Source organism: Marinibactrum halimedae (assembly GCF_021234875.1).
GTDB classification, from domain to species: Bacteria; Pseudomonadota; Gammaproteobacteria; order Pseudomonadales; family Cellvibrionaceae; genus Marinibactrum; species Marinibactrum halimedae.
On record NZ_JAJQVM010000013.1, the window covers coordinates 112,199 to 125,018 of the forward strand.

Genomic DNA, 12,820 nt, shown 5'->3' on the forward strand with positions numbered 1-12,820 from the left:
AATTATAATAACAATTATCTATACCTGTTTATTCAGAGATATTGAGTAACTTGTGGTAGCGCCATTCACTACGAAAAATAGAACAATAAGAAGAAATCGCTGAAGGCTTTTTAACGGAGTCTCTTTGGCATGTTCGTAAAACCATTAGTTAATAACCGTTAATAGATAACAATAATCAAACAAGAGGTTAACTCTCATGAAATCTTCCGTGGTGACGATACCGCGCCGGTATCTGGCAGGTATTATTGTGCCTGTGTTAGGTGGCTTGTATGCTTTTGGTGCACATGGGGCTTCAGTGTGTGTGAGTGAAAGTAATACACTGGTATTTTCCGATGACGCTATTGTGGGCGATCAACCTATCTGGGTGGGTGGTTTTAATAATGGAAATTGGATGTGGACAGGAGAGTTATCCTGTAGTGCTGGCCAATGTGAATCCAGTATTGTTTACAGTGGTGGAGAGGTACAATTTCGACTAGAAGGGCCGGGCGTGTCTGATTATTATTCACCGCCCACCTATGGTGAGATGAACCCCCCTGTCACGCCGATGATGTGTGGTGATACCAGTAATTCATTGCCGGTTATTACGTGTAATACAGCCAGTGGTTCGCGCTTTAATTTAAGTGGGGCGCCTGATAATGCGGCAGTGGCGTTGTCTTGCACAATTACCGATTCCGACGGTATTAATCAAGCGACCGTAAATTGGAACGGCGGGCAGTTCTCCCCAACAATCAGTGGTAATAATTACCGTTGGTCATTGCCTTATCCTGACGAGGCTACTACGTTAACGGCCTTAGTATCGGCCACCGATGGCCAAGGTGGACAAAGTACGGTTGAATTACTCATGGAGTTTTATGAGGACGATGAACCACCTGTACAAGTTCCTTCTGTTCCGGCTGGTTTACGCCAAATTAACACCACTTCGAGCAGCATTCAATTTCAATGGAATGGTGTTAATGAAGCCACACGTTATGATGTTTATCGTAATAATCAATTACAACAATCGGTGACGAGCACGTCGTATACTGATTCTGGGCTCGTTGCCAATACGAGTTATGCTTATCAGGTGTCGGCTTGTAATAGCTCGGGTTGTTCAGGGCTATCCGCCGTGAGTAATTTCCGTACGCAAGAGGTTCCCGATAATAATACCGATTACAGCTATTTAAATTGGACCGCTAATTCTTTTGTGACAGGAAAAGGGGTTGGGCCTGCACCTAGGCCGGACCCTATTGATGCCTTGCGAACGCCAGTAAATGGATTGGAGCCACGTCAGTTCGGTTTTGCTTTCGATATAAATGGTTCAACGCTAAGTTGGCGCTGGGGCCCGAGTATCGTGAAACGCCCGGGTGATTCTTCATTGGAGATGCACTGCTCAGACGATGGTAACAAAACCTTTCAACGGGTATCGGTAACGAATAGCACGGCCAATATTCCTTGTTCGGGTGAATACACCTATTTTTTCCGATATTTGCATCCCACACCGCTTAATAATAATGAAGCAACGGCGTGGGTATGGACCGGTTTATTCACCACCGCAGGCAGTCGAATCGATCCTTATGCACCGGGTGCGTATTCCTTCACAGATGGCTCTGCCAATTGGGCGCGTATTCGTCACCCCATTACCACCGATGGTATTACCGCCGCTGTTTTGGATCGCCCTAATGGCGGTGAAAACTTACGTAACTTAGACCGATATTTAATTTGGGTGAATGATGAATCCGGCAGTGTGGATTTTAATATGGACGTATCGTTTATGGACCCAAGTATAGTACCGGGTGGGGTCGTACCGGGTTTTCGCCGTAATGAAGCTATGCGTGCTGCGCACAGTAACCCTAATGGTCAGCCGTTTTTTGCTGTGAACACGGCGGCGCCGTTTGGTGATGATTACCGAAATGCTCCACAGTCTGCTTTAGAAGGGTTCGATGACATTTTCAGTTATGGGCAAGTCATCAGTTTTGAGTTCTCAGTGGAAGCCGCAGGTCTAACCTCTGCACAAACGTATAATGATTTTTCTCATTATGTTGTGGGTTGTGGTTTCTGCGGAAAATACGGTGATCCACGTTTGAATATGGCCGGTCGCGCCGGTACGACGCAAATTGTGGCGGATGCGGGACAATACGTTACCCTCGAAAAAAATGCCGTATTTACTCAAGCAATGACCACTTTGCACAGTGAGCAAATGGTGGACGATTTTATTGTGGGCCATCACCTGTTCCACGGTATCAAACCTGGTACAAACTTAGGTGATCCTGAGCGTAATGAATTTGATAATCCGAATTATCGTATTGGTGAACGCTCTTGTGGCGGGTGTCATATTCGTGATGGACGCGGTTCAGAAGTGATACAAACTGCGGACGGCCCACGCTTACCGCCACCCACGTATGGTGTAAAACTATTGGAAGTGATGGAAGGGCGTGAGGCCGGGTTTGGCTGGGATGGTTCAGCAGACACGGTTGCTGAGCAGGTAAGAGAGGCGTTGATCAGTGATCATAAAGTTGACCCCAATGATTTGCCTGCACCCGTTGTGGATTTGATTACAACTTATGTGGAAGTGCTCACCGTACCGGCTCGTGATCCGGGAGTATACGATCGTCCAGGAGTCGCTGAAGGGGACATCTTATTCAATGAGATTGGTTGTGCGGATTGTCATACTCCTGTGGCTAAAACCCGTTCTGATGCACCGACACATTTGCGTAATATCACCATTCGCCCTTACACCGATATGAAAATGCATACGATGAATGGCGGGGAATTCCGTACTCCTGCTTTGTGGGGCTTAGGGCATAATATTGATGTCTTGCGTAGAGAAAGTCGCGACGTTCGTTACCTCCATGACGGCAGTGCGACCAGTATCCATCAAGCCATTAATGCCCATGATGGTGATGGTGCTTACGCCAAAAGAGGCTACGATCGTTTAAGTCAATCTGACAAAAACGCCATCGCTGCCTTTATTGAAAGTTTATAAGTTCACCTAACCAATCGATTGGTTAAAACGTTGTTGAGTGGTATTAATGTTAAGCGGTATTAATGCTTCACCTTTAAATCTGTTGCGGATATTTTAACGTTAAATTCCAGCGCAATTTATCGCCGTCGATATCGTCGGGTATCGGCGGCAGTGGTGAAGCTTTTCGTACCGCTTCCAATGCTTGTTGATTAACAGCTGGGTATTGTGATGGGTTTTCTATAATGGCACTGATAATGGTTCCCGTGCGGTGAACTTCCAATGCCATCGCTACTTCGGCGTTATTGCGTAAGCCGAATCGTGGAATGCGTTTGTACTGATTGATATTCACCTCAGCTGTACGAAAATATTCTTTTTTCAATATTTCTGTTGGGTCTGCGTGGGATACACGAGATTGTTGATTTGATCTGTTGTGATCAGAGGCTATTCCAAGACTTGTGGTGAGTACTCCAGAATGAGCAATGGTGTCTTCCATTACAATGCCAGCAAGAGAAATATCATCTAATGCAATTTCAGGTTGCCATTGTGCAATCTCATATACGCGTTCTAAGGTGAACTGATTATCTTTAAGTTGGCGAACGAGATCGTAATTAATAAACCCACTCAGAATTTCCGCTTTGAATTCTCGTGAGGGGGGTACTGCGCCAATCCAGCCTTCTACGGTCAATTCCAGCAAGCGAGAAGAGGGCACATTTGCCAATAAAATATTGTTGACATAAATGTTGGTTTGATTTTCTCTGCGCGTCAGACGTAAATGGTCATGTTTAAACAGAGAGCCTTGAATGCTGGTTTCAAAGGCCGACAACAGAGAATGGTTATACTGCAGTTTAGAGTAATCAACATTAATGGATATTTGCTGGGTTAATTCCCGAAAGAAGCGCTTCTTATTAATGCGTTCGGCTGTTACTCGCATTTCAATACTGACGGTTGATTTAATGAGTTCTTCAATAGAGGTTATAGTGGAACTATCTTCCACCATAATGGCGGCAATGTATTCCGGATGCCCATAAGGCGCATAGGTTGCAACGCCAAAGGTGGTGGGTGCAGCTTCCAGCTGAGAACTGAAGAGAAAGACTGCAAATAAAAAAGAAATTGTCCGACTGCATATTCTGGACAGAGTTAACATTCTTCTACCTCACTTAATCTACCGTCATTACCTCATGACGTGAATTTATCATTACGGTGTATTGAAGCGTTTGCGCGCCAGCCAAAGTTTCTTTGGGTATGGCGATATCTTATAGCCATGTCCTTGTTGGCAAGATCGCAACATGCCAGTGTAATTTGATAAAGCTCTGGTAGTGTCTGGTGTTTGCTAGTATGCGTTTTATTGTTGATGTAAGGCGTCTCTTATCTGTTCTGTTTCAAAAATGAACAGTTTTTATCTCTGCTTTGCTGACGCCGATACTCACGCTTATTAAATAAGGTATTGTTTTTGTTTGTCTTTGCTTGTCTTTGTTGTTTGTCTTGAGCAAAAAAGTTTGTCACAACGTTATTGCGATGTAGGTTAGCACACCCGTTTTTTTCTCCTTTGCGGTTCATCACAATTCGAAATTGTTATATTGATTTCGAATATAAAGTTCACTTTTTTGGTGCAATTAAGGTATTAATAAAATCCTAATTGATCTGGACTTATCGGGCTAACTTTTATCTTATTACAATTCCTTCGAAATAAAGCTTTCGAAATTTCCTTTTATGTAGAAAAGTTATCTATTAAATCGCTTTGCGATGATGACATTGACTTTTGTTTAATATGATAAATTCCAAAAATCCATCGAAAACCACTATAAGCGTTTGTAACCCACATTAATGAAAAGTGACCATGTAGTTTCGCCAAGTTATGAAAAATCATAAGTAATGCGAAAAAGTGTTAAGAAGTGTATGGCACTTAAAGTAGAATAAGGAGTAATTAATATTTTTAATGCGACATAAGCCGCAAAACTATTAGAAACACTGCCATTATGTGGTCCCTCAGGGAAAACAGGGAGTAATTAGGTGAGATATACCGTTTTCAAGGCTTCTGTAGGTATGGCCTTTTCAATAGGGGTGATGATGATCGCCTCTGGATTTTCTATTCTAGGGCATGCCGAAGCGCATACTGGGAAAGTAAAGGACGTTATACGAATCAGTACCGGCGAGTATCCTCCCCTTACGTCGAAATACATTCGAGACAATGGCTTTCTGAATCATTTGATCAAAGAGGCGTTTGCCTATAGTGGTGTTGAAGTTGAATTCGTCTTTATGCCTTGGTTAAGGTCGATGGACGCGGCAATGAACAATGAGGTTCATGCGACCTCATTCTGGGCAATGAAAGAAGAATACAAACAATATTTTGTACCGAGTCAATATAGTTTATCTGGGGATTATGTTTTTTATTACTTCGGAGACACCCCACCATTCGATCAATGGGAGTCTTTGTCTGACTTTTCATCCTATAAAATTGGTGTTGCGCGAGGGCATAGTTATACCAATGAATTTTGGAATGCAGTAAAAGATCGGACGCTAACAGTCGAATATGTTAATGACAATACACAAAATCTAAAAAAATTGATTGCGGGTCGGTTGGACTTTTTATTGATTGATCGAGCGATTGGCCAGTACCTCATTGGGCAGCATTTTTATAATCAAAAAGAGCAGCTTAACTACTTAAAAAAGCCGATTGGTAATGTTCCGGCTTATGTCTTATTTTCAAAATCAAACAGCAGGGCGTTACGTTATAAAGCGTTATACGAATTGGGTGTGCAATATTTAATGGAGAGTGGCCAACTCAAGAAAATGCGAGCAGCGCTGACAGAAGGTTATTATGATAGTCAAAATCAGAGTGTCGTCTCTCACGCTACTCCCTAATTGGCTGTGAATGAAATCAGAATGGCGCGAAAATAGTTATAATGAATGGGTGGTTAATGCGCAATTCTAATGAAAAAAGATAGTAAAAGCATGTTGGCCGATAACGTAAAATGTATCACGGTTATCAAAGCGCCAAGTGATAAAAAGGACAGGCGTTTTGCAAGTAGACGTTCATTGATGATAATTGTCATAAAATGCATAGGAAATGGTTTGGGTTGTGTGCAGTCAAGTTGAGCTTTTGAATCTATTTTTTTTCACGGATACTTGCTTATCCATTAGGATAAAGAAAAGAGGCTGGTTACTTAAGCCTATCATCTTATTCATGCTGTGGTGGGTGACCTTGTGCCTACCTCAGATCTCGTCTAGTGCTCAGGTGAACAAGGAAGAGTCGGATGTTATTTTGATTAGCACCGGCGAATACCCTCCTTTATCTTCAAAATTCTCTTATCATCAAGGTTATCTTAATGATGTCATTCGAGAATCCTTTGCCTATAGCGGCGTGCAAGTTAAGTTTGTATTTTCGCCTTGGATGGAGGCCTTAGAGGCAGTAAAGGAAAATACCACTCACGCCACCTCTTTTTGGACTATGGGCCAAGATTACTCTCAGTATTTTGTGTCTTTTTGGCCTATGCGAGAAGAATATAGAGGCTTTTTCGTTCAAAGCGAAGCCACGATTTCTGAGGAATATGCTTTTTTTTACTATGGTGAAAAACCACCGATTGATAATTGGCGTACCCTCAGTGACCTTTCTGGTTTAGTGATTGGCGTTGCAAAAGGGTTTACCTATTCAGAAGCGTTCTGGAGTGCAGTACAGGATGAGACCCTGATCATTCAATATGTTAATCGAGACATGCAGAATATAAAAAAGCTGATTGCTGGCCGAGTGGATTTATTAATCATCAACAAAGCATTCGGAGAATATTTGGTGGAGCGCCACTTCCCTGAATACCAAGATAAACTGCATTATCTTCCAAAACCTCTTGCGAAAATACCCGGCCATATGCTCTTTTCCAAATCCAATAGCCAGTCCTTGCGTTATAAAGCCTTATTCGAAAAAGGGTTTGCCCAGCTTAAAAAAAGTGGGCGGTTAAAAGTGATGCAAGTGGGTTTGTTTGAAGGCTTGTATGATGTGGCCGATAAAAATGGAGTGCCATAAACAACTCAACATCACCTAGATTCAGAATATGGTAATAATTTTCGCATCGTTAATGTAATTTCTCCGACGGGCAATCCCCATTTGCGAATTTGAGTTTCTGCCAATGCAGTGTGCTCATCAATCAGAAAAATCCAATCTTCCATGCTGACGGTCATGCCATCAGGCTCTAATTCTAATTCGTAGGTCATGGTTAGAGCATTGCCCGCTACAATGAGCGCAGAGCTGCCAATAACGTCTGAGGCAGTTGCGGTGTAGGTGTTTCCTTTTTTTTGTATTTCCCAGCGTCGGATTTGTTTTTCCCCATCATTGAAAATAAATGACTCATCCAATACGCCCGTGTCGTCTACCCAGTAGGCGTTAATATCAGCATAAAATGTTCGGATAACTTTGCCACGATAATCTTTCACCATACCGTGGGCCGTCATCGGGCCGTTAAAAAATGTTTCAGGTAAAAAAGTAGGCGATTGGCTTTTGTATTCATCGATGGTGGTGGAGCATCCTAACAGTGAGAGGGTGGTAAATAGAAAAACAACCATTGCCCGGAAAGGCTTACTCCATTTGGACAGCATTAAAAATTGGTTCATCGTATAAACTCATAGTGTTTTTTATTAGTCATTCCATACGATCAGGCAGGATAAATGGATGTGGGTTTTCCTGGAGTTGTTAGGAGCCGGTATTCTCCGAGGTGTCTTTATCAGAGTGCTCAGCAGAGCGTTGCGTGTGAGCAGCGGGTGTTGCAAGAGAGGAGGGCGGTGACATTAATTGGAGCCGTAAATTGGCTAAAGGGGCACGATTATTCAGCTGTAGTGCTACATGACGATACTCCTCATTCGGTGTTGCCTTAACGCCCAACTGCTGAAGTAGGGGGGTGATGTTGGGCACACCCGGGCGATCAGCGTATTGGTGATACAGCGGCATAAAAATGGGCTGATCTAGATAGCCATCAAGTGTGGTAAAAAAATGTGTTAATTCCCACGAGACTTTGTGCGGATAATCTTGATGAAACTGGCCCAGAACCGATGCTAGCGTTTGTTGTTGTGATGCTTGTTGTTCTAATGCTTGTTGTTCTAATGCTTGTTGTTCTGATGCGTGTTGTGAAATTTGCTGTGATGAGCGTTGTCGGATTTCCATATCCGCCAATAAGGCGAATGCGGCGCCGGCCCAATAGATCATCATACGGGCTTTGGCCATACCCACATCTGGACTATCGTTTGGGCTGATTTTTGGTGAAACGCGGCGTGCTCGGGTGATGCCTGCTAACAGGCGTTGCCAAGCTTCTTCTTCTTTGTACAGGCCCATATTGGCCATAAGAATGTTTTGGTAATAGCTAGCAAATCCTTCGGATACCCAACGTCCTTCCAAGCCCAAATAAGGTAAGAGTAAATGGCTGAATTCGTGTGCTGCCGTCCAGTCATCCAGCAAATCTTGCAGTGGCGCACGCTCGTACACGAAAAACCGAACCGTTTGGTCTCCGGCTCGAATAACGTGGCCAAACGGAACGGGGCTGGTATGGCGGCGATAAGTTTGATAGTTGTCTACTGGCACCAGTATGACTTGCAGACGTTCACTGGGAAACGAATGGCTTGCAGAGATAAGGGCTCGAAGGTTACGGCGTAACCACGAGATTAATTTTTCAAATTGCTGGGGCTGTTCGCCGGTATAGACCACATTAATGTGACTATTGCCCATCATAATTTGTCTTTGGGACAAATCCCCTACTAACAAAAGTCCGTCGAAATTGCGAGGAGAGGGTCGTATCAGTGCTTCATAAGCGTTATTACCTTGCTGGTGACGAGCAGTCTTCTCCTCGTGAGTTTGTTCCCATGGACTGGACGCTTTTAAATCAGAGGGAAGGTACAGGGTTAAAGCAATATTGCCGGGTGTTTCACGAAAGCGTCGGTGAGAGGTGCGATGGGAGCGTGTAAATGTGGGTAGCCAGTCACTGGCTTTGTGTTGCCAAATCTTGCTGCTGTTCAGTTGAGCCCACTGCTGGCCTAATTTGCGTTTATGATCCACTCGGTAAAATACGCAGTCATTTGGGGCCAGGGTTAATCGGCGAGACGGGCGGTGTTGAGCTTGGCAGGGCAGTTGCTGAGGAAGCGTCTGATCTAGGTGTTTCTGCGTAGATTGCCATGTAAGTTCGGTAATGGCCTTCACGCCGTAAGGTAGTGCAATGGCGGCAGAGTGGGGAGTGGTATTTTGCAAACGCCAGTAGAGTTGGCCTCTGCTGAGTGCAGCGGAGGAGGGGACGACAATGCCCGTCAGAGTTAAAAAAGGCGTGTTGGGGGGCGCTTCAAGCGTTTCTGTTGTATTCGTTGATGTCGTGATTTCCGCCAAGGCGTATTGTGTTGACCCCATTAATAAAATGAGAGCGAGAAGAGCCGTGCAGCTAAGTAGCAAGTCGTTGATTGAAAAGGTGGCCTTTACCCCACTGGGGCCAGCTTTGCCTAATGTTTCAAAGGAAAATGTTGAGTAAAAAATCATCATTAAAAATTCCCCTAGGCTTGCTCATTATGCTGAATGGGTGTTCAGGTAGAACGCTGTGCCATAAATGGACCAAAATCGGTAAAGCGGTTGACACCGGGCTATCAATTAAGGCATTTTTGCTGCGTTGCAGCAAAAATGCGGTTCCATGTTATTCCACTATGCTGTTTTTACTATGCTGTTCTAATTTGAAAAGGCATACGCACTAAACCGTTACTTAGAGTCTACTTTAATCAGAGAAATTCCATGAACGATACAATGATGCAGCCATTAGAATCTATGAAAGCCATGCTGAATATGCAAGCGGACGCGTTGTCAAAGACCGTTGAAGCCCAGCAGAAAGCAGGAGAAGCGTTTACTGAGTTTTTCCGCACAGAAGCCAGTAAAGCGCAGAGCTTAAAATCACCGGAAGAGTTTTTAGAGTTTAATGTGTCTTCCTGTCAAAAACTGTTTGAACTATTAAAGTCACAGGGTGAAGTCTTTAACTCAGTAGCGGAAGAAACCCGCGAAGCTGTGATGAAAATGTATACGCCAGCCAGTAAGTAAACACATTTCTGGTCATTACGATGGCAGAACACAGTGGGTACAACCCGTGCCCACTTTATCTAACGGGTTAATGGTTTGTCGCCAGTAAGTTTCCAAATCCCTTATTACGCCTTTTTTCTTTCATTGCTTTATCTCTTCTCATTTGATCTCTTTTATTCCCGTTATCTATTTTTACTCTCTATTGAATTTGTTGGGAAGATGTGGAAATTTTAAAGGTTTATCGCCATCATAGGCTTTATAAAATGTTTCTGGATTGGCGTGCGTGAACAGGCGCTCAATTAATAATCACCGAAAGAGAACAGAGAAACAATTATGTGGTTTGGCAAAATTATTGGTGGCGTACTTGGATTTTCGATGGGTGGGCCTTTTGGTGCCGCATTAGGTGCGGTGGGCGGACATTTCTTCGACAATGCCGTCAGTAAATTTCAGCAGCAATTAAGCCCAGAGCAAAGACAACAGGCCGAGCAGGTGTTTTTTAATACCGTGTTTACCCTGATGGGCTATGTGGCCAAGGCGGATGGCCGGGTTTCGGAAGAAGAGGTGGCACAAACAGAAGCCATCATGACACAAATGGGGCTTGGTGCAGCACACCGACAAGATGCCATCGCCTTGTTCAAAAAAGGCTCTCAAGCAGACTTTTCTATTGATGAGACCATGGTGGCGTTCAATGAATTTGCCCGACGCTTACCGAGTTTGCGCCAAACATTACTCAATTATGTGATCACCATGGCGATGGCCGATGGCGTTATTGATGAAAAAGAGGAAGCCAGCCTGGCGCTGATTGCCGAAAAAATGGGGATTTCCGCTTTTGCGTTTAAACATGTCATTGCGATGCTTAAAGCACAAGGGCAATTTCATCAATACCAACACGCGGGTGCCGGACAAGCCAAACCCAGTGAAAACGAAATTGCTCTAGCCTATGAAGCCTTAGGCGTGAATGAAGAGGTGAGCGATGCGGCACTGAAAAAAGCGTATCGAAAACTCATGAGTGAGAATCACCCCGATAAATTGGCAGGGCAGGGCGTACCTGATGATATGATCAAAATGGCCACCGAAAAGTCACAAGATATCCAAACGGCATACGACCTGCTTAAAAAACATCGCAAAGAAACCACAACGGATGCCGCAGCGTAATGCATCGCTTCCATTTTTTATTGACCCCTTTTTCTCTATGAGCGCATCAGAGCCAACTTCCCATAAATCGGGGCAGTTATTGTCCCGATCGGCGTTGGCCGAAAAGCTCGGTGTGCCTCTCAAAAAAGTCACTGGCCTTTTATTGGATGCCGGTTGGATTCGACAAACCGATGAGGGTTGGGAACTCACCAAAAAAGGCGAATTTGAAGGTGGCCAGCGTAAGCAAAGCCAAAAATTTGGTGAGTACATTGTGTTTCCGGTATCGGTGTTAGAGCACCGAATTTTTGCCTCTCAAATATCGAGCATGGTATCGGCCACAGAGTTAGGTAAACAGTTAGACTTACCGGCACGCATTATTAATTCCGTATTAATGCATGCACAGTTACAAGTTCACCACCACAAGGGTTGGCGTTTAACGGAGTTTGGGAAAAAACAGGGTGGCCATAATCACGAGAATCCAAAAACTGGCGTGCCTTGGAATACCTGGCCGGTGAGTATTCTAAAACTACCGGCATTACAGGCAATTTTGGATTCCCTTAAATCTTCTGAAATCAAGTTTTCTGAAAAGGTTCGTAAAGAAAATCTGATGGCATTAAATGGAATGTCAGCTTTGCATCAGGATGACCAAGCGTTAATCAATTGGTGTTATTTGATGGGAGTGACAATCTCACGAAACGTTTGCCTGCCCGAGATAAAACCCTTTCCCACGGTTTGGGGCGAAGGTGATTGTTATTGCGATTATTGGATCCCCAAGGCGGGTTTATTTATTGATGTCTGGTCAGAAACCTTAACCCCTCACGCCATCTCTGCTCAGCTTTCGCGAGAAGCCTACTGTAATGAAAATAATATTGATCGTATTGAATTAAAGGGGCCGCTGACCGTAAAGCAATTAACGGATGTATTACCGAAAGCGTTTTTGCAGCGGTCTTATGTGTTGGATTGAAATTTTAATGCTGCTTTTAATTGTCATTTTTTATCCTATATTATCTTGCTTTTTCCAAGAGGGGCCCTTAGGGTTTTTGAAGGTTCCAAATGGCATACTCACTAAAGGGCACCTCTAAAAATAGCCCAACTTTGATATAATCTCACTGTTCAAAAATTTCAAGAGTTTCCTTCTATGTCTCAGCCCGGCTTTTTTGATTTAGATGACAGGTATCGCAAGTTAGATGAAAAAGATCCATTAGTTCATCTCAACAAACTGATATTTTGGGAAGCCTTTCGTCCGACCTTAAAGGAAATACGAAAGTCGAACCGAAAAAGCAATGCGGGTCGTAAAGCCTATGACGAGCTTCTGATGTTCAAAGTACTCGTACTTCAGCACTTATACAATGTATCCGATGATCAGATAGAGTACCAAATACGGGACCGCTATTCTTTTTGCCGGTTTTTAGGTCTGACTCCATCGGACAAGGTGCCTGATGCCAAGACAGTGTGGCTGTTTAGAGAAAACCTAGTCAAAGCTGGTTTAATGAAGCGTTTGTTTTTTACTTTTGATGTTCAATTAGAGGAACACGGTTTTCAAGCAAGAAAAGGTCAAATAGTGGATGCGAGTTTTGTCGATGTTCCCAGGCAGCGCAATAAAAAGGAAGAAAACAAACAGATAAAACGCGGTGAAACGCCTGATCGTTTTGAAAAGAATCCGAACGTTGGCGCTCAAAAAGATACGGATGCCCGCTGGGCGAAGAAGAACCAAGAGA

10 protein-coding genes are annotated in these 12,820 nt (G+C 43.8%); 7 read left to right on the top strand and 3 right to left on the bottom strand.

Annotation, left to right across the window (positions count from 1 at the left end):
* Positions 1-196 precede the first annotated feature (196 nt).
* A complete protein-coding gene (locus tag LU351_RS09515) occupies positions 197-2,962 on the top strand; it encodes a di-heme oxidoredictase family protein (RefSeq protein WP_232593837.1) in 2,766 nt (921 codons plus the stop codon).
* A 73-nt stretch (positions 2,963-3,035) separates the two neighbouring features.
* Here the strand turns inward: LU351_RS09515 and LU351_RS09520 are convergent, their stop codons facing one another.
* Positions 3,036-4,085, bottom strand: coding sequence for an energy transducer TonB family protein (locus LU351_RS09520; protein WP_232593838.1), 1,050 nt, complete (start codon positions 4,083-4,085; stop codon positions 3,036-3,038).
* Between the two features lie 866 nt (positions 4,086-4,951).
* Here LU351_RS09520 and LU351_RS09525 point away from each other — a divergent pair.
* Positions 4,952-5,803 carry a substrate-binding periplasmic protein gene (locus LU351_RS09525; RefSeq protein ID WP_232593839.1) on the top strand — a complete coding sequence of 284 codons (852 nt, stop codon included), beginning with the start codon at positions 4,952-4,954 and terminating at the stop codon, positions 5,801-5,803.
* Between the two features lie 400 nt (positions 5,804-6,203).
* Entirely contained in the window at positions 6,204-6,959 is a 756-nt protein-coding gene (locus tag LU351_RS09530) for a substrate-binding periplasmic protein (protein WP_232593840.1), read from the top strand.
* Between the two features lie 11 nt (positions 6,960-6,970).
* On the opposite strand, the gene LU351_RS09535 is transcribed toward LU351_RS09530, so the two are convergent.
* Positions 6,971-7,543 (bottom strand): DUF3833 domain-containing protein, encoded by a 573-nt coding sequence (locus tag LU351_RS09535; RefSeq protein WP_232593841.1) that lies wholly within the window; start codon positions 7,541-7,543, stop codon positions 6,971-6,973.
* Positions 7,544-7,622: 79 nt separating this feature from the next.
* Positions 7,623-9,446, bottom strand: coding sequence for a M61 family metallopeptidase (locus LU351_RS09540; protein ID WP_232593842.1), 1,824 nt, complete (start codon positions 9,444-9,446; stop codon positions 7,623-7,625).
* A 243-nt stretch (positions 9,447-9,689) separates the two neighbouring features.
* Between LU351_RS09540 and LU351_RS09545 the strand changes: the two genes are divergently transcribed.
* The 4 genes from LU351_RS09545 to LU351_RS09560 form a co-directional block, all read left to right on the top strand.
* Positions 9,690-9,989, top strand: a complete 300-nt coding sequence (locus tag LU351_RS09545) for a hypothetical protein (RefSeq protein ID WP_232593843.1) — start codon at positions 9,690-9,692, stop codon at positions 9,987-9,989.
* A gap of 312 nt (positions 9,990-10,301) precedes the next feature.
* Positions 10,302-11,123, top strand: coding sequence for a co-chaperone DjlA (gene djlA / locus LU351_RS09550; protein WP_232593844.1), 822 nt, complete (start codon positions 10,302-10,304; stop codon positions 11,121-11,123).
* Positions 11,110-12,066 carry a hypothetical protein gene (locus tag LU351_RS09555; protein ID WP_232593845.1) on the top strand — a complete coding sequence of 319 codons (957 nt, stop codon included), beginning with the start codon at positions 11,110-11,112 and terminating at the stop codon, positions 12,064-12,066. Before djlA ends, LU351_RS09555 begins: the two co-directional genes overlap by 14 nt.
* Positions 12,067-12,240: 174 nt before the next feature.
* Positions 12,241-12,820: transposase (locus LU351_RS09560; protein WP_232592392.1), on the top strand; the 580-nt coding region annotated here is incomplete at its 3' end.

Coding starts and splice junctions, on each gene's coding strand:
- LU351_RS09515 (WP_232593837.1), top strand. CDS start 197: ATGAAATCTTCCGTGGTGACGATACCGCGCCGGTATCTGGCAGGTATT.
- LU351_RS09520 (WP_232593838.1), bottom strand. CDS start 4,085: ATGTTAACTCTGTCCAGAATATGCAGTCGGACAATTTCTTTTTTATTT.
- LU351_RS09535 (WP_232593841.1), bottom strand. CDS start 7,543: ATGAACCAATTTTTAATGCTGTCCAAATGGAGTAAGCCTTTCCGGGCA.
- LU351_RS09540 (WP_232593842.1), bottom strand. CDS start 9,446: ATGATGATTTTTTACTCAACATTTTCCTTTGAAACATTAGGCAAAGCT.
- LU351_RS09545 (WP_232593843.1), top strand. CDS start 9,690: ATGAACGATACAATGATGCAGCCATTAGAATCTATGAAAGCCATGCTG.
- djlA (WP_232593844.1), top strand. CDS start 10,302: ATGTGGTTTGGCAAAATTATTGGTGGCGTACTTGGATTTTCGATGGGT.
- LU351_RS09555 (WP_232593845.1), top strand. CDS start 11,110: ATGCCGCAGCGTAATGCATCGCTTCCATTTTTTATTGACCCCTTTTTC.